This window comes from Singulisphaera rosea, assembly GCF_054877945.1.
On the sequence record NZ_JBTYIP020000036.1, the window covers coordinates 83,203 to 101,054 of the forward strand.

Annotated in this window: 13 protein-coding genes; 6 read left to right on the forward strand and 7 right to left on the reverse strand. The window is 66.1% G+C overall.

Features of this window, described 5'->3' with window-relative positions:
- Positions 1 to 302: 302 nt before the first annotated feature.
- From ACYOEI_RS36250 to ACYOEI_RS36275, 6 genes are all read right to left on the reverse strand, one after another.
- A complete protein-coding gene (locus ACYOEI_RS36250) occupies positions 303 to 761 on the reverse strand; it encodes a hypothetical protein (RefSeq protein ID WP_462855226.1) in 459 nt (152 codons plus the stop codon).
- A 207-nt stretch (positions 762 to 968) separates the two neighbouring features.
- The gene (locus ACYOEI_RS36255; RefSeq protein ID WP_462855227.1) at positions 969 to 2,642 is read right to left on the reverse strand and encodes a hypothetical protein; all 1,674 of its coding nucleotides are present in this window, start codon (positions 2,640 to 2,642) and stop codon (positions 969 to 971) included.
- Positions 2,643 to 2,811: 169 nt separating this feature from the next.
- Positions 2,812 to 4,026 carry a tetratricopeptide repeat protein gene (locus ACYOEI_RS36260; protein WP_462855229.1) on the reverse strand — a complete coding sequence of 405 codons (1,215 nt, stop codon included), beginning with the start codon at positions 4,024 to 4,026 and terminating at the stop codon, positions 2,812 to 2,814.
- Between the two features lie 169 nt (positions 4,027 to 4,195).
- The gene (locus ACYOEI_RS36265; RefSeq protein ID WP_462855230.1) at positions 4,196 to 5,335 is read right to left on the reverse strand and encodes a DUF1559 family PulG-like putative transporter; all 1,140 of its coding nucleotides are present in this window, start codon (positions 5,333 to 5,335) and stop codon (positions 4,196 to 4,198) included.
- A 2,171-nt stretch (positions 5,336 to 7,506) separates the two neighbouring features.
- Positions 7,507 to 8,337: a hypothetical protein gene (locus ACYOEI_RS36270; protein ID WP_462855231.1), complete on the reverse strand. Its 831-nt coding sequence runs from the start codon at positions 8,335 to 8,337 to the stop codon at positions 7,507 to 7,509.
- A gap of 498 nt (positions 8,338 to 8,835) precedes the next feature.
- Entirely contained in the window at positions 8,836 to 9,537 is a 702-nt protein-coding gene (locus ACYOEI_RS36275) for an RNA polymerase sigma factor (protein ID WP_462855232.1), read from the reverse strand.
- Here ACYOEI_RS36275 and ACYOEI_RS36280 point away from each other — a divergent pair.
- The 4 genes from ACYOEI_RS36280 to tet all read left to right on the forward strand — a co-directional run bounded on the left by ACYOEI_RS36280 (position 9,537) and on the right by tet (position 13,952).
- Entirely contained in the window at positions 9,537 to 9,695 is a 159-nt protein-coding gene (locus tag ACYOEI_RS36280; protein ID WP_462855234.1) for a hypothetical protein, read from the forward strand. The two genes, ACYOEI_RS36275 and ACYOEI_RS36280, sit on opposite strands and share 1 nt — an antisense overlap.
- 506 nt (positions 9,696 to 10,201) lie before the next feature.
- Positions 10,202 to 11,680: a serine/threonine-protein kinase gene (locus ACYOEI_RS36285; protein WP_462855243.1), complete on the forward strand. Its 1,479-nt coding sequence runs from the start codon at positions 10,202 to 10,204 to the stop codon at positions 11,678 to 11,680.
- A gap of 341 nt (positions 11,681 to 12,021) precedes the next feature.
- Positions 12,022 to 12,450, forward strand: a complete 429-nt coding sequence (locus ACYOEI_RS36290) for a methionine-R-sulfoxide reductase (RefSeq protein ID WP_462855236.1) — start codon at positions 12,022 to 12,024, stop codon at positions 12,448 to 12,450.
- Positions 12,451 to 12,758: 308 nt separating this feature from the next.
- Positions 12,759 to 13,952, forward strand: coding sequence for a Tet(A)/Tet(B)/Tet(C) family tetracycline efflux MFS transporter (gene tet, locus ACYOEI_RS36295; protein ID WP_462855244.1), 1,194 nt, complete (start codon positions 12,759 to 12,761; stop codon positions 13,950 to 13,952).
- 243 nt (positions 13,953 to 14,195) lie between these two features.
- Here tet and pdxR read toward each other — a convergent pair whose 3' ends face one another.
- The gene (pdxR, locus tag ACYOEI_RS36300; protein ID WP_462855238.1) at positions 14,196 to 15,695 is read right to left on the reverse strand and encodes a MocR-like pyridoxine biosynthesis transcription factor PdxR; all 1,500 of its coding nucleotides are present in this window, start codon (positions 15,693 to 15,695) and stop codon (positions 14,196 to 14,198) included.
- A gap of 351 nt (positions 15,696 to 16,046) precedes the next feature.
- On the opposite strand from pdxR, the gene ACYOEI_RS36305 reads away from it, so the two are divergent.
- Positions 16,047 to 16,490, forward strand: a complete 444-nt coding sequence (locus ACYOEI_RS36305; RefSeq protein WP_462855239.1) for a DoxX family protein — start codon at positions 16,047 to 16,049, stop codon at positions 16,488 to 16,490.
- A gap of 95 nt (positions 16,491 to 16,585) precedes the next feature.
- On the forward strand, positions 16,586 to 17,503 hold the full coding sequence (locus ACYOEI_RS36310; RefSeq protein ID WP_462855240.1) for an NADP-dependent oxidoreductase: 918 nt from the start codon (positions 16,586 to 16,588) through the stop codon (positions 17,501 to 17,503).
- Positions 17,504 to 17,852 lie beyond the last annotated feature (349 nt).

Here is a 17,852-nt window from a genome sequence, read left to right on the forward strand (position 1 = left end):
GATCCGTGCGGACGTGCCCGTTTTCCTACGTTAACTCGGCGCGAGCCCTCCCCCTGTAAACGGGGCACTCTTGCCCCGCTCTTACTTCGGCGCGAGCCGAGGCGAAAGCCGCGGGGCAAGAGTGCTCTGCCTACCGGGGGGGGATCGTGGATTTGTGCATACGACCCCAACGTGCCGCTTTGATCCGGCACTGGGCATTCACGCCATGGCGGGATAGGGAGGTGGGTCCTGAAAACGACAATCCCCCGGGTCAAGCCAATGACCCGGGGAACGTTGGTGTCGATAAAGTCGAGGCCGATCGGTTACTTGGGCGGAGGGATGACTTCGCTCTCGATGACCGGGCCGGGCTGCACCAGCCGGTCCATCTCGATGGCGGGCGGTTGCACAACTCGCTCTTCCACGACCGGCGGCGGCTGGACGACTCGCCGTTCGATCACCGGGGCCGGCTGGATGATTTCTCGTTCGATCACTGGAGCCGGCTGGATGATTCGGGTTTCCTGGACCAGCGGGAGCGGCCGCGCGAAGAGCGGTCGACGTTCCTTGATCACGATCCGGCGGGGTCGCACGATCACTCGGGCTGGCTTCACGACGACCGGCGCGGGGTCGACGATGACGGGCGAGGTGGCGACCGTCTCGTACACATAGGTCGTGCGGGGCCGCCTCGCGAACAACTGGGCCTGGGCGGGCGTGGCGCCGACCGCGAGGAGGCTGCTACCCAACACACCCCCGACCACGAACTTCAGGACGGCCTTGCCTGGCATGAATCCAAATCCCCAAGGGCTTTCTATCCTCGAGCCGCCGCCCGAGCCCCCGGACGGGAGCCCGACATCTGGCCGGCGGCGAGGAAGGTCGAGGGAGGTGTCGGATCGACGCTACCCTCGTTCCTTTGGTCATCCTCCAGATGCAAGAGTCGTACCGATCGCCCCGAGTGCTTGAGCGTTTCCCCGGGACCGTCGGCGCCAACCGTCTCACTTCGGGTCGATCAAGCCGGTGAGCCAATGCATGATGTTGAGGGCCATTTTGCGGTTGTCGAGGCCCGGGACGTTCATCCCGAACCGCTCGGTGCCGATGAGCTGGGCGGAGAGTTCGGCCGCTTCGCCCAGGACGACGACCCTCCCCTCGCCGAAGCGGAAGGCCAGGCCCTGGGCCCTCCCCGCGGCCGAAACCGGCCCTCCGTCGTTTCCCGCGTCGACGGCGGAGTCTCCGAGCTTGAGGATCGCGACGGTCCCGGCCGGCCCCTTGAGCGACTGGCCGGTGAAGGTCTGGACGCGGTTGACCCGCTCGGAGTCGTCTCGCCCGGTCGTGATCGGGTGGTCGCCCAGGAGGTTGTTCTTGCGGCTGAAAACCAGGCTCGTCTCGTCCCCCTCCGAGTTCTTCGGGTCGGACGTGAAGCCTTTGCTCATCTGGACATCGAACCGCCTCGCCAGCGGCTCGGCGGCCGAGCCGAACGGGGCATGGTCGGTGATGAATAGCAGCGATCCTCCCGCCTTGACCCAGTCGCGGACGGCGTCACATTCGGCCTCGGTGAACGCGGAGTCCCCCGCGCCCGCCGCGCCCATCCCCTCGGCGCCCAGGGCGTTCGCGATGATCAGGACTTTGCCCCGGGCCAATGATTCCTTGGTGAACTTCTCCGTGTTGGGTATGACCTTGTAGCCATCATTCGCGATGAGCTCGGCGAAAGGCTTGTACCGGCCTCCGGTCGTGTGGAAGTTGTGGTGCGCCTCGTCGAAGAGGACCCTTGGGTGCTCGGACGTGTAAGCGGGGTTGGCGACCTTGGTGTCGAAGCCCGGGTCCGACCGTTGCCCACCTCCACCGCCTCCTCCGACGTTCAAGGCTGAGGCGACCATCTCGGCGTCTTCCGCCGCCTCGTCCTGGAATCGGATCGTCCACAGGTCGAACGGCGCACCGAGCATCGCATGATAGCGCTCGCGCTGGGGCATGGTCAGCACGTCCTCGATCTGCCGGATGATGCCGTCCCAGCCCTCGCGGGCGGACTTGCGGGCCTTCGCCTTGGCCGCCTTGAATTCCGGGGTCTCGACGTAGGTGCGGATCGCTTCGACGGTCGGCGCGCCGGCCTTGGTGTTGAGAGTGACCGGGACGGTTGCGGCCTTGCCGATTTGTTCCTCCCCCCGTCCGGCGACCTCCCTGATCCGTTGAATTTGGTCGTCGGTCAACTTCAGCCGCTCGGCCAGTGACGGGCCTTCCAGGGCCAGTTGGGATCGCTGCGGCCGGTCGAACGCCATGGGGCCTTGCGACTGGAGTTGGATCTGGTCCAACCGGTCGCGCTGGGCGGGCGCGAGGGCCGCCAGGCCCGCCGCGATCGCGTCTTTGTAGAGCGACTCGCGCATCTCGATCATCGCTTTGCGATCCTTGGCCTCGCGTTGCGCCTTCTGGAACTTCTCGGTCACTTGGGCAGCCGACTTCTCCATCGCCTGCTGCTGCTCGGCCGTAATCTTCAACTCCTGCTGAACGGCCGTCGTCCCAAGCAGCACCTGTTTGAACGCGGGCCGCGGCATCGTCCCGAATTCCCAGAGCGAGTAGGACGGCGGCGCCGGCCCCGCTTCAGGCGCCTGCGCCAACACTTCCCCGCCAAGGACCAGGCCCAAAACCAGCACGAGCCCGCCCCACGACCGACTTCGCATCGGAGATCTCCCTTCGATCGAGCCGTCACCCTTGCACCTCGCGAGAGCCGGGATCCACGACTGTGGATTCGACCCTCGGACCTCGTGCGACAAGTGTCCGATATTTTCCGGGCCTTGCAAGAGGGGACCGGCCGTGTCTTGTTCAGGCTGCCGGGCTTGGAGTCGAGACTCAGCCGGGAGGGGGCCCGGATGGGGGAAGGGCGGTGCCGGCGAGCCGGCGCCAGGCTGCGGCCTGGTCGTGGTATCCCATCTTTTCCCGGAGGGCGGCGAGGGAATCGTAGAGCTCGGGGTGTGGAGACAGGCCGAGGGAGGGGGCCTTAGCCGCCGTTTCGTAGAGGGTCCGGGCCTCCAGGTTCAGGGCGACTCGGGCGCGATGCCGCTCGGAGAGTTGATCGGCCTCGTCGGCCTGGCCGACCTGTCGGAGGGCCCGCGCGAGGCGGAACATGACCAGGGCATCGGCGGGCGATTGTTCCAGCGCCTGCCGGTAGGCAAGGACCGCTTTGGGCCAGTCTCCGGCGACTTCGGCCATCCGGCCTCGGTAGGGGGCGATCCAGGGGGCGCTCGAGAGGTCGGTCGGGAGGCGGTCGAGGGTCGCCGACAACTCGCGGACGTCGCCCACCTCCTCGAGTCCGGCCAGCAGGGCATGCCAGGCCTCCGGGTTTCGAGGGTGGGCCTCGGCCGTCTTGCGGAGCAACGCGAGGCCTCGCTCGGCCCCGCCGGAACGGACCAGGGCCAGCCCAAGGGCGAGGTTTGCGTGGAGCCCCTCGGGGTCTCGCCGGGTGATCGGCTCGAACCAGGCGACGAGCGACGAGGCGTCCGGCGACATGACGTCCTGGCGGAGCGGTTCCAGGAGGAATCGCACGCGGTCGCGGGGGTCCGGCTCGTCGCGATGGAGCCGAAGGGCGAGGGCCCGGGCCTCCTGGGAACGGCCCTGGAGGTAGTATTCCTGGAGGAGGAGCCAACCCGCTTCGGGGATCGCCGGATCCAACCGGAGTGCCTCGAGCCAGGAGACCTCGGCGGCGTCGAGCCGGCCGAGGTAACGCTCGGCCTTGCCTCGCCAGAGCCTGGCCAGGGCCATCAACGACTTGTCGGGGGAATCGATTTTCCGGAGCGATTCCAGGGCGGCCGAGGCCGACTTGGGATCGGTCCCGATGCCGGAGTTCGTCAATTTCTCACAACGAGCCATCTGGATCTGGGCCGCCAGGAGGTTCGCCCCGGGGTCGTTGGGCGAGTCGTCCAGCAGGAGCTTGACCTTCGCCTCCGCGGCGTCGACTTGCCCCGCTTCGGCGAGCGCCGCGACCTCGGCATGGCTCGGGAGGGGCGTTGACGGCCAGATCAAGAAGACGAAGGCCCCCACGGGGATGGCGATTGCCCCAATCGTCATGAAGGCTCGGCTCGGGTTATTCAACGCGCGACCTCCGCGAGTGCAAGACCCGGGACGCATCCGGCCTTGGATGACGCCGGGATTTGTTGAACCGTGACGCACGAGGGGTCGCCGGGCCTTTCGACCCGGCGACCCCTGGAGAGTTTACCCTCGGGAACGACGACGCGGCTCAGAGCGAGTCGGCGCTGATGACTTCGCCGCCGGCGTGCGTGGCGACGGCCGACCAGGTGGCGCGATTGACCGTCTCTTTGATGAACTTGACCGAGCCGTCCATGAACATGCAGTTCACACCGCCCGGGTGCCGCGACGCGGCGGTGACGACCGTGAGGGCCATGAGCCAGGGCTGGCCGGTCCCCGCGTAATAGCACGACTTGCGGTTGGGGGTCTGGGTGTGGGAGTAGGTGTTCGACTGCGAGGAGATCCACCAGTCGCCCTTCCAGGTCCAGTTCGGGGTGTTGGAGGACTGGCAGTCCTGGGCATAGAGCAATTCGGAGTTAAGCTGGCCGGCGAAGGCGGTCGGGCCGTTGACCATCGAGTAGACCATGCTCAGGCCGGCCTTGGCGACCGCCGGGTTCGAGCCGCCATCGCCTCGGACGATCTCGCTGAAGCCGACCGTGTTGCTCGTCCCGTCCGTGAATGAGGCGATCGTGACGGTCCGCTCGGCCGAGATCGAGGCGTAGGGGGTGGCTCCGGCGACGGCTGTGGCATAAGAAGGGAAGTAGGCCGGTCCGTTCACGGCGCCCGACGTGGCCGACGACTGGAACGGGTTCGTGCCGATGTTGGGGAGATAGCTGGTGCGTCCGATGAGCCGGGGCGTCCCGCCGAGTGTGATCGTGGAGGTGCTGCCCAACTCGGTGTCGGAGGGGCACAGGATCGCATTAATCTGGGTGACGGACGCCGTCATGTTGATCAACGCGAAGTCGTCGCCGTCCTCGCAACCGGGGCCGGGGGTCGTGCAATAGGGGGCTTGCTGAAGGTAGTCAGTGCCGTGGACGAGCCTCCAGCGTTCTCCCACCGAAAAGTTGATGGAATTGTAGGTGGCTGTCTGCTCCAGGTACGGCAGCAAGCGTGCTGTGGACGACTGTTGTTGCAAGATCGGCACGCTGAGCGGTGGCACCGCGTCGTTCGTGCTGATGTAGTTGTGCATCGCCAGGCCAAGCTGCTTCAGATTGTTGACGCACTGGGCCCGACGGGCCGCCTCGCGGGCTGCTTGGACCGCGGGCAAGAGTAGAGAGATGAGTACGGCGATGATCGCGATCACCACCAGGAGCTCGATCAGGGTGAAACCTCGCCTCGACGAAATCCGCATGGACTGACCCTCTTGAGAATACGAATTGATAGATCAACCGGACCGGGTCTTTTCCCTCCGTGCACAGTTGAGGCCGACAGGGAGACTATCGGGTGCCCGCGTCAAGGAGGTGCGTTGACGCGAACGGCCCGATCGAGGCCCGGTGGTCGGCCCCGCGCACGGGGGTTCGGGGGGATTTTTTGCGTGACTTTGGTGCAGTCTTCAATTGGGCTTGGCTCTGCTGGATGTATTCCGCCTGACTCCTCGGTGCATTGGGCACATTTTTGAGGGCCTCCGTGCCGGACTCGTTCGTCTCACCGCTACAGCCGAGTCCGAACGGCAACGATAGCGCAGCAAGGACCAACGCGGTGGTCCCGCGAACCCGAAACTTCATGGAATTCACCTCGCACGGTGGGGGCTAGCGACGATGTTGCTGCCCGCACGATTCGCTGGAAACCATGCCCCACGCGAACTTTCGCGATAGCTCGGTTAGATACGTTCGGATCTGGAAGAATGGAAGTGGCGACGCCTTCCCGAATATTGGCTCGTTAGGAGTAACTCGTCAAGTCAAAATTAGGCGTTCCCCGAAATTTTTCGGCCAAATGCTCAAAACGGATCTAAGGGGTACGAATGCGTGCGTGGAGCCAAGCAACAAAGATGTCTTGTGGTCGAATACCCTAACCGGGGCTGGCTCCGATCCATATCGGCATCGCCTTTGCACGAGTTGGAGTGCGCCGCGTGAGCGAAATCGACAGAGGTGTACCCGCGAAGCCGCGTTGATCTCTGCGGTCGGCGTGGATGTCCTCATCTCGAAAATGTGAGGAGTCGGACATGGTCTGTGGTGATCCATTCGGATTTTTTATCTTTACTGGGTTTAAAGGTTTAAGACTGGCACGGCGACCCTTTCAGATTCCCAGGGTCCCCCCCGGGAAAATAGGCGGAACGCGGATTTCCCTGTGATTTTCGGGGCCTGTCAGGCTATGCCTAGGGATGGTCTGGAGAATGGCTTCGCCTGCGTCCGCTTCGACTTTGGAGTGACATTTGAAAGATGACGAGGTCTTTTGAAGGGACCGCCGAAATCACGGAATCGTGCGACCGATCCTGGTTGTCTGTGGGACGATCGGGCCCAAAATCTTGAATCGATGCGGTCGCGTGACCTGTCCGGGCAGGAGGCGAACGACCGAGTCGATCCAAGGGACTTCGTCGGTGATTTCCCGAGGGCGAGGAGGAGCAAGATCGCGAGTTGAAACGCTCGCGAGCGATCGCTTGCGAGGTGCGACAGCCTGGCGGGGCGTTCGCAGGCTCCAACCCCGCTCGGAAAACCCCTCCTTCAGGGAGCGGCGGGTGGGCCTTATCTGGCGTGTCTCAAAGTTCTCGTCGAAGAGGTTCTTATGTATCGATTTTGGCGAAGACGGTCGAGCGGTCGTCTCGAGTTGCGGCAGTAGTGGTCGTCGGATTGGTCCTGGAGCGTCGGCCTTGCAAGAGATGATCTTAAATGATGTCGCCGGACGTGAAGCCTTTGAGGTTAGTAATTGTTGAATTTATGCGATGGATTGCGAGGCCTGCCGTGCGGTCGCGCGATTCCCCGGTCGATTTTAAATAAAATATCGACGACTGGGCACCGGGCTAAGGCGAGCCGCGGAGGAAAGGCGGAAAAGGGAAATGTGAGTTTGTATGAAAATGTATCAAATTTACACAGATAACAATGATGACGATTCGGAACTTGGCGGCCTCGATCCGCGACATCTGCGGATCGTCCCCGGTTGCCTTTACTAAGCCCGATACCGGGCCGTCGCGAGGCATGGGGTGCATGGCAGGCGAACGAGGGGGGCGGTTGTGTCGATTTGGGGCGCGGGTCGTCCGAGAAGGATTTGGAGCGGTGACTTGATTTTGAGATCGTCATCGAGGCGAGCCGCCCCTCGGCCTTTGGCGCGATGGGGCGGGTGATTCGGCTCGAGGGTTTCGGAGTCGGGAGGAGACGCTCGCCTTGTCCCGGAAGGGATGGTCATGCGGCGCGTCCTCGGTGCCTCGGGAAGGCTGAACGACCGAGGCCGAGTGGCATCGGCGTCCTGGATCCAGGATCGGAAGCGTCCCGAGCGTTGTTCCCCCGAGAGCCGTGGCGTGGGGGGAGTGCGGCCACGGTGGGGGCGGTGATGAGATGGTGATGAACTCGGCGCCTTTGTCGGGCGGGTTCAGCGGCGATTCGAGACCCCGACCTGGGCGGTGGTGAACTCGGGGGCGAAGCTGGCGATCGAGGACGAGGTCGGGGGGCCGCCGTCTTCCGGCCAGTAATTGAAACGGTAGTGGGCCGGGTCGAGGCCCGTCGAGGGGAGGAGGCTCGCGGGGACGGTCACGGCGACCGTCCGGCCGTGGATGAATGCCGAACCGTCGGGAAGGGCGGTCGTCTTGCCGGTGGTGAGGTCCGTGACCTTGGCCGTCGCGTGGAGCGACGAGTCGAGGGTGACGACCACGACGGCGTCGAACTTGATGTTCGGCCGGCCGGTGAAGGGGCCGTCGGGGAGGTTTCCGTTGCGGTCGATCCCCCAGACATAGACCGCAGGCGCCGAGGTGATCTTGCCGAGATTCGTCCCCGTGAACGTGAAATTGCCGTCGGACGAGAGCATCGCGCTCGCCTTCACGGCGTTCAACTCGGCGAGTTTCGGACCGGTGTAGGCCTCATAGAAGTGGGGGAATTTCGTCACGACCCCCTGATGCCCGTTCCCCTGATGCTCGTTCCCCCGGTGGCGGCCTCCGAACGGACCGCCAAGACGGAGCGACCCGTCGTGCGACGTGGTCGGAATGGCCTGGGGCATCCTCGACGCGCCGGGGACCGGCGTGAGAGGGGCCGTCGGCGCGTGGGTTGGCGCGGCGACCACCGGGTTCATCGCCGGGCCGCCGTAGAGCGGGTTGGAGAGCAGTGGCGCCAGGAGGGCGCGGCCCTCGAGATCCTCGACGACCGGCGAGCTTGTCCTCACCCGTCGCGTTTCGCCCTGTCGGTTGCTTCGTTCTCGATTCGAGTGCATGGTGTTCACCCCTCGGGGCGAGGTGATTTGGTGCGCGATCGTCGCCGCGATGTGGGCGGACGGCGAACGGCGTGGAGAGGTATGCTCGCCTCTCCATGTCGAATGATGCTCATCCACCCCAAACGCGGTTCCGTGGACCCTCGGCCGCCTCGCCCCAACCAAATGGCCTTGGGTTTCAGAACCCCCACAAGTGAGGAAGAGGGGGCTTTGGCGGCGTCGGTTACGAAAAAATCGATCATGGTCTCCATTTGTAAGAAGTCCTTGATGGAGTCTCGGCGCGTCCGGGCCGCCCGCCGGATCGTCCAGGAGACGGGTATCGGGGGCGAATTCATAACCCGGCATTTTCTTAAATGCCGGGTTTCTGACGCGGTCGCCGCCGACCCCTCGCAGTCGGACGCGGTCGCCGCCACCCCGAATGCCGTTGTCTATTCCCACAGAAACCCGATTTTGGAGAAAAAATCGGGTTTCGAAACGGACTCTCGTTCGACAGCCTCCGACCTACCCGATCGTCTCGAGATCACGATCCGGGCGTTCTTGGATCGGGCCGCGGTCGGGGAGGCCTCGTGGGTTCGGCCCGGGGGTGGGTGGGAGTTCCCCGAGCACGTCCTTCAGCCGGCGGAGGACTCGGGACCTGGATTGGCGGATGGCGGCGGGCGAGACGCCGAAGTGTTCGGCGATGAGAGTGGGGGGCTTCCCCTCGACGACGGATAGCCAGAACGCCTGCCAGGTCCGCTCCTCGAATTCGGCCCGGACGAGCTTCAAGGCGTTCTGGTAGAGGGCGCCGACGAGCAAGCCTTCCTGGTCGTCGGCATCACGACCCTGATCGGGCATGAGCAGCGAGCGCCGGTAGAAGTCGGTCCCGCCCTGGCCCTGGTCGCCCCGGCGCCGGAAGAAGTAGAGGGTCTTGTTCCGGGCGACCCCGCGCAGCCAACCGCGGAACGAGTCGCCTTCGCGATCGCGCCGGAAGTCTTTGAGGTTGCTCAGGATGGCCTGGAAGACATCCTGGAGGATGTCGTCGGCGTCTTCGCGGCTGGCCCCCCAGCTCCGGCACCAGTGGCGGAGGAGCGGCGTGTAGAGGGTCACCAGGCGTTGCCACGCATCCCGATCCCGGACCTTGACCCGTTCGATCAGAGTCAAGGAGGTCAGCCCTGCCTTGTCGTCGACGAGGACCGGGCTGGTCTGCGGGGGGGAGTGGCGCATTGCTGACCTCCGTCGCCGGGCCGTCGGGACACTTCGAGGAGGAGACGCGAGAGCTCGAGATCGAGATCGATCCTTCAAACGCCCGGCTGGTCCGAGGGGGGGATTTCGGCGCCGAGCACGGGGATTGTGGCGTTGAGGATGACGTCCTGGGCCCGTGATTCTATTAGAATACCTCGTGACTCGGAGGCTCGGCCTTCCGGATGCCGGGACGCCGGTTTTTGGAGAGGGGGCCCGCTCAAGACGGGCCCCGGCCGATGCGACGCTCGGAAGGATGCCGATCGTCTCGCCTCGAATCAGTGGCCGGCTCAAACGTCCTTTGAGTTGCAGTTTATCGGGCCCGGGGGTCTTGGGGAAGCGAAAAGTGCCGCGCGAAGACTGCCTCAGCGACGAGATCCTGGCGGCCTTCAACCTCGGCGAATTGCCGGAGGACCTCCTCGATTCGGTCCGAGAGCACCAGGAGTCTTGCCCGAGCTGCGAACTCCGGGCCCGGAGCCTGGACGACCAGATTGACCTCGTCATCAACGACCTGCGGACGGTGCTCCGTCGGCTCGATGCGGACGGGGGCGAACCCCTCCGCGACGCCCTAACGTTGGGCCGCGAGCCCCACGAGGGACTCGACTGGCCGGAGGACGATGAGGGGCGGCTCGTCTTGCCCGACTACGAGGTGGAAGAGGCCCCTCTGGGCCAGGGGAGCATGGGGGTCGTCTACAAGGCGAGGCACCTCAAGCTCGACCGAGTCGTCGCTCTCAAGATGGTCGCGAGCCGTTCGCAAGAGGCCGTGGCGCTGTTCCAGGTCGAGGCCAGGGCGGTCGCGAGGTTGCAACATCCCAACATCGTGCAGATCTTCGAGATCGGGCAGCACGAGGGCCGGCCGTTCCTGTCGTTCGAATTCGTCGAGGGGGGCTCGCTCGCGCAGAAGATCGCGGGGCGGCCGCAGCCGCCTCGGGCGTCGGCCGAGGTCGTCCGGACGCTCGCCCTGGCGGTCGACTATGCCCATCGGCAGGGGATCGTGCACCGCGACCTGAAGCCGTTCAACATCCTGATCAGCCCGGAAGGTGTGCCCAAGGTCGCCGACTTCGGGGTGGCCAGGTGGCTCAAGTCGGAGGACCACCTGGGCCATGACGGCGACATCCTGGGGACTCCCCGCTACATGGCGCCCGAGCAGGCGAACGGGAGTCTCCACGAGGTCGGCCCTGCGGCGGACATCTACAGCCTCGGGGTGATCCTTTACGAGATGCTGACCGGCCGCCCGCCCCACCAGTCGACGAGTGCGCTCGAGACCCTGACCCTTGTGCGTGAGAAGGAACCGGTCCCGCCTCGAGAGATTCAGCCCAGGCTCTCGCGCGACCTCGAGACCATCGTCCTCAAGTGCCTCCGGAAAGAGCCGACGCGTCGCTATGGGGACGCCAAGGGCCTGGCCGACGACATCGATCGATACCTGGCCGGGCTCCCGATCCTGGCCAGGCGCGTCGGCGTCGCCGAGCGGGCGTACTTCTGGGGCAAGCGGCACCTCGCGATCGTGGGGGTTGCGATCCTCACCGCCGTCTGGCTGACGGCCTTCGCCTTGATCGCTCGGGATCCCCACGAGAAGGTCCGCCAGATCGAGGCCGACCGGAAGCCGTTGAGCAAGCCGTCCGCGTTAGTTCCGAGGCTGCCCGGACCCTCCGAGACGATCGTCCAACTCGACGGTTCGATCCGCCTGGGGGCGGCGTCGGCCACCGTACACGGCGCGTCGCTCCGATTCGAGACCCCGTACGGCAACCTCGGATACTGGCACGACGACGGAGACTATGCCGTCTGGATCTTCCGAGTCGACGAGCCCGGGACCTTCGCCCTTTCGCTCGACTACGCCTGCCAGGATCGGGACTCCGGCAACCGATTTCGGGTCCGGGTCGACAAGGAGGTCTTCCGGGGTCGGGTCTCGGGCACCCGCTCCTGGTCGAACTACCAGTCGTTCCTCATCGGAGAGATCACGCTCGGGCCCGGCATGCACGAGCTCGAAGTGCGCCCCGAGAAGCCGATCATCGGCGCCCTGTTCGATCTCCGCGCCGTCACGCTCGCCCCTCGTGAGGGCAGCGATCCATCCAAAGAACTCCGGCCGCCGTCTCCGGCCACCCGACCAGACGAAGCCTCTCGCCGCTGACGCGGTGGTCGGAGTTTGGCCGAGGTCGCTCGTACAACGCTCGAAAACGGGATGGTCGCTCAAGCCCTCCCCGGTTCGGATGAGCCAGGGCGCGTTGACGAGTCTCCGTTCGCGAGGCCCGTCCTTCCGTCCCGCTTCGTTGCCCACTTGATAAGATTGGGGGGGATCGCCCTCTTTGCTCGGAAGGAATCATCCTCATGCCCCGAACACCTCGATGCCAAGCGGCGACAGCGATCATCTGCCTCGCGCTTGCCGGATGTGGCGACAGCCTCGCGACCGGACCGGTCGCTGTCTCAAAACCCTCGCCCTCGCCCCCACATGACTCCAAGGGAGGAACCGATATGACGCCGACCGGGACCGGCAATCAGGCTGCCTCGGATTCCGCCAAGTTCAATCCCCTCTCGCCCGCCGAGGAGCGGGTGATCCTCCGGAAGGGGACGGAACGGGCGTTTACCGGCGAGTACACCGACCTCAAAGAGGCCGGGACGTATGTCTGCCGACGTTGCAACGCCCCGCTGTATCGCTCCGACGACAAGTTCGCCAGCGATTGCGGATGGCCCAGCTTCGACGACGAGATCGCGGGAGCGGTCGAGAAGGTCACCGACGCCGACGGTTACCGCACCGAGATCCTCTGCAAGAACTGCGGCGGCCACCTCGGTCACGTCTTCGTGGGAGAGGGCCTCACGGCGAAGAACACGCGACACTGCGTGAACTCCGTCTCGATGAAGTTCTACTCCAAGGGTAAAGAAATCCCCGCCGTGATCAAATAAAGGGACCCCCCGCACTTGCTCGATCGCTTGCGTTTCACGGGTGAATGGCCTTCAAATGCGGGGCAAGGAGTGCCTGGCCTACCGGCTGATTGCCGAGTTCGCAAGGTAGGCGGGGCACTCCTGCCCTGCGAGCCCAGAGCAGACAGGGAACTCCTGCCTCGCGAGCCCAGGGTAGGCGGGGCCTCGGGAGGCGCGGGACGGTGCCCGAACCCGCCGGATGCTTGATGTGTCTGAATGAGGGGCCGCTGTCCGATGTTGCGCCCGTTGATCGGTACTTAGGATCAAATGTCGTGTTCAATCGCGCCTTGATGGTCATCCTGGCGGTGGTCGTCCTCGACGCCGTGGGGATCGGTCTGGCCCTGCCCGTCATCCCCTCGTTGCTCAGGGAATTGTCGCACGAGACGCAGATCGCCGGCCGATTCGGCTACTTCATGGCGATCTACCCGTTCATGCAGTTCCTGTTCTCGCCCGTGCTCGGGCGCCTGAGCGATCGGTTCGGCCGCCGTCCCGTCCTCCTGGTCTCGCTCGGCGTGGCGACGATCGACTACCTGATCATGGGCCTGTCGCCGCTCCTGGCGGTCCTCTATCTCGGGCGTGCGCTCGCGGGGATGACCGGGGCGAACCTTGCCGTGGCCACCGCGTACATCGCCGATATCTCCGGCCCCGACGAGCGGGCCAGGCGATTCGGCTACATGAACGCCTGCTTCGGCCTGGGCTTCGTCGCCGGCCCGCTCCTGGGCGGGCTGGTCGGCAGCCTGTCGCCGCGCTATCCGTTCCTGCTCGCGGCCCTCTTCAGCGGCCTGAACCTCGCGGTAGGGTTCTTCGTGCTCCGCGAGTCGCACAAGGCGGGGGCCGACCCTGAGCAGGAAGAGCGGCGCTCCTTCGTCGCCTCGCTGCTGTCGATCCGGGAGAACCGCACGCTCGTGCCGCTCCTCATGATCTACTTCCTGGTCAACCTGATCGGCCAGATCCCGGGGTCGCTCTGGATCATCAACGGGGAGGACCGCTTCGGGTGGGACGTCTGGATGGTCGGCCTGACCTTCGCCGCGTTCGGCATCCTCCACGCGGTCGCCCAGGCGTTCTTCACGGAGCCGACGACGCGACGCTTCGGCGAGCGAGGCGCGATCCTCCTCGGAGTCGCCTGCGATTGCTCCGCGTTCGTCGCGATGGCACTGATCACGAAGGGGTGGATGGTCTTCCTGATCATGTTCCTCTTCACCGCCGGGGGGATCGCCCTGCCGGCGTTCCAGGCCCTCCTGTCGCGGCAGGTGAGCGAGGAGCACCAGGGCGAATTGCAGGGGACGTTGGTCAGCGTCACGAGCCTGACCGAGGTCGTCGGTCCGATCGCCGCCACGAGCCTCTATGCCGCGTCACCCCCCTCGGTCCCGGGCCTGGTCTGGCTCGTGGGCGCCGGGCTCTATGTACTCTGCGTCCCGGTCATCCTCCGCCAGATGTCGGCGTCCCGAAGCCTGCTGACGGAAACCACCGGCCCGGTTCGATAGCCTCATCATTTCTCACCTTGGATGAGGTGATGGGATATCGATGGGCCCCTTCTCTCTTTGATTTTCAGGCGGATCTTCGTTCTCGGACGACTCGGAGCGGACGTTGCAACCGTGCTCTATCGGGCACCCATACCGGATGAACCTTTCCCGGAATGTGGAGGGGAAGGTTCCCGGGGGGCCGGTGATGATGCCTCCGGGTTGCGACACCTGCGGAACGGGGGTCGCAGGCGTCGCGTGACCAAGTCAGGTCCCGCCGAGCGCCCGCGCCCAGGCCTGCATCGCGCGCCGGGAGGTCTCGGGGGGGTAGGCGGCGTAGCCGAGGATCAGGCCGGGGGCGGGGGGGCGCGCCGCGCTGTACCTGGAGATGGGGTGGTATTCGACCCCGCCCTCGGACGCTGCGGCCATGATCGCCCCTTCGGAGGCCCCGACGGCGCGGGCGACGAGGTGCATCCCGGCCTCGGCGGCGGGGAGATCGACGGCCCCCGACAGCTCCGAATGCGCGGAGTCGACCATGGCTCCCTGGCGCTCGGCGTAGAGGGTCCGCATCTGGCGGATATGCCGGGCGAAGTGGCCGCCGTCGATGAAGTCGGCCAGGACGGCCTGCTCCAGCGGGGGCGAGTGTCGGTCGGCCAGCCAGCGGGCGGCCCCGAAGGCTTCCACGAGTCCCGGGGGGGCGACGAGGTAACCCAGCCGCAGGGAGGGGAACAGGACCTTGCTGAAGGTCCCCGTGTAGATGACCCGGCCGGACCGATCGAGGCCCTGCAAGGCCGGCAGCGGGCGGCCTCCGTAGCGGAACTCGCCGGCGTAGTCGTCTTCGAGGACCCACGCCCCGGAGCGATCGGCCCAGGAGAGCAGCTCCAGTCGGCGCGCCAGGGTCATGGTGATCCCGGTCGGCCACTGGCAGCTCGGGCTGACGTAGGCCAGGCGCGGGCGAGGCTGGGAGCGCTCGGCGGCGGACACGTCGAGGCCGTCGGCGTCCAGCGGGACGGAGATCACCTCGGCCCCGGCCATCTCGAAGGCCGGGCGCACGTCGAGGTATCCCGGCTCCTCCAGCCAGACCTTGTCGCCGGGGTCGATCAGGAGCCGCGCGATCAGGTCGATCCCCTGCTGCACCCCGGCGGTGATGACGATGTCGTCGGCCGTGCAGCGGACCCCGCGCGACGCCCCCAGGTATCCGGCCACGGCCTCGCGCAGGGGCCGATAGCCGAGCGAGTCGATCCGGGCGAACAGGTCGCGCGGCAGCCGTTTCTGCCGACGGGCGGTCAGCCGCTCCCAGACCTCGCGCGGGAAGGCGTCGAGCGCGGGGACGTGCGGCCGGAACGGCGCGGGCCGGCCGCCATCGTGGCCCCGCAGGCGCCCGAATGCGACGATCTCCCGGCCTCGGGCCGACAGACGCGAGGGGCCGCCGGCGCCGACGGCCGGCGTGGGGGCTGGGCCTGGTCTCGGGGCGTTCAGCAGGCGCTCGGGGAGGGTCCGCGAGACCCGCGTGCCGGATCCCACCGACGGCACCAAGTAGCCCTCCGACGTGAGCTGGTCGTAGGCCGACGCAACGGTGTTCCGCGCGACCCCCAGCGAGCTCGCGAGCCCGCGCGTGGAGGGGACCCGCTGCCCCGGGCGTAGTCGCCCCTCCAGGATCGCCCGACGAATCTGGTCCCGGAGCTGCCGATGGAGCGGCTCGCGGGCCCCGGCGTCGAGGACGAGGGAGTCCAGGTCGAACCGCAGGGCGCGGCTGTTCTTCGGCATTGAAGTGGCCCCATAACTTTTCGCGCGAGTGGCCCTTTCAATGGTACCACCGCGGCGTACCATTCGGGTAACAAGAGGAGGTCCGCGAGCCATCCAACCACAAGGAACTCGGGGACCTGCCCATGGCGGTCGCCGCGATCAACGCCTTACCTCACCCGGGGAATGACGACACCCCGGCCCCCGTTCGGGATGGCAGGCAGTTGCCGTGGCGCGAGTGGCGACCGGGTCCTGATTCTCGCTCCGGATGCTTCCGTCGGATTCTCGGGTCGACTATGCCTTGTCTGGCTTGTGTACCAGGGCCTTGGCAGGGCGGACTCTGGGGCTCCTCGCCGAGGCGAGTGGAGGTAGATCATGCTATTGAAGACGAGACTCTCGAACGCAGCCCCCGTTGCCCTGCGCGCGGCGCTGGGCGCCGGATTTTTGTCGGCGGTGGCCGATCGTTTCGGCCTCTGGGGGCCGAGCGGCACGCCGGGGGTGGCGTGGGGCGAGTTCGCCAGGTTCCTGCAGTATACCGCAACGCTTCTCCCGTTCTTGCCGACCCCGCTGGTGGCCGTTGCCGGCTGGGCGGCGACCGTGACCGAGCTCGTTCTGGGCGTTGCACTCCTCGCCGGCGTGCGCGTTCGCCTGGTCGCGCTCGCCAGCGGGGTCCTTCTCCTCACGTTCGCCCTCGCCATGACGACCGCGCTCGGCCCCGAGGCGCCGTTGTCATACTCCGTCTGGACGGCGGCGGCCGGAGCCTTCCTGCTGGCCCGGGACCAGTCGGCCGCGTGCCAGGAGCCGCCGGTTTCAGGGTGAGCTCGACTACGTAGCCAGACCGGGCCCAAACTCCACTAGAAACGGAGTTTGAAAAATAAATATGCATAATAGCCGATATTTGACAGGGGTGGACGATGAAGGCAATCGTTGTGACGGACCAGGCTGCGGGAACGGCCGGGATGACGCTGGTGGAGCGGCCCGGGCCGCAGGCCGCGATAAACGACGTCGTCGTTCAGGTCCATGCGTCGGGATTCACCTGGGATGAGCTGGCGTGGCCCTCGACCTGGACCGATCGCCTCGGCCGTGACCGGACGCCGTCGATCCCCGGCCATGAGTTGGCCGGAGTGGTCAGCGCCCTCGGCTATGGGACGACGGGGCTGTCGGTGGGACAGAGGGTGTTCGGCCTTGCCGACTGGTATCGCGACGGCACGCTGGCGGAGTATGTCGTCGTCGAGGCACGCAACCTCGCGCCGCTGCCGGGTGATGTCGACTTCATTGTCGCCGCGAGCCTCGTGATGCCGGGCCTGACTGCGTGGCAGGGACTGTTCGAGCACGGCCGCCTGCAAGCGGGGCAGAGCGTCCTGGTGCACGGTGCGGCCGGCGTCGTCGGTTCGATGGCAACCCAACTCGCACGTGAGGCCGGCGCCTACGTCATCGGCACCGGACGCGCTGCCGGCCGTCAGGTGGCGCTCGACTTCGGCGCGAACGCGTTCGTCGACCTCGAGAACGATGCTCTGGAAGATGTCGGCGGGGTCGATCTGGTTTTCGATGTCCTCGGCGGAGACATCGGGAAGCGGTCCGCTCGCCTGATTCGAGCGGGCGGGACACTTGTGTCCGTCGCCGGGCCGGCCGAGGCGCGGCCCGCCGAGGGGATGGCAATCGATTTCGTCGTCGAGTCCGACCGCGCCCAACTGAGTGAGATCGTCCGGCGGGTACGGGACGGACGACTGCGGACGAACATCGGCAATGTCTCGACACTTGACGATGCCGTCGCCATCGTCAACTCGACCGAGCGACGCGCGGGGAAAACCGTCATCCGCGTTCGACCGTGAGGACTCGGGGAGGGCGAGCGGTTTGGGACGATGCCCATCGCCGGGGATCGTCCCAAACTGAGCCCGCGGCGACTTGACAGTGTTCAGTAGTGATCGATTGACTCACGTCGGCGCAAACGTCGAGTTACTCTGGGGATAGCTATCCTGGGCCGCTTCATGCTTTGTCCCGCAAAGTGTCAAGTTCGTACACTATGCCCTTCGCCCTACTTTGGGACGGTCCCCATCGCCGAAACCTTCGTTGCGACGCATCCCAAAATCATCCAAAGGGATAGGGCCGATTCTTGCAACCATATCAGGCGGGGCACTCTTGCCCCGCTCTTTCTCCGGTCGCCGAGGCGAGTCCCGCGGG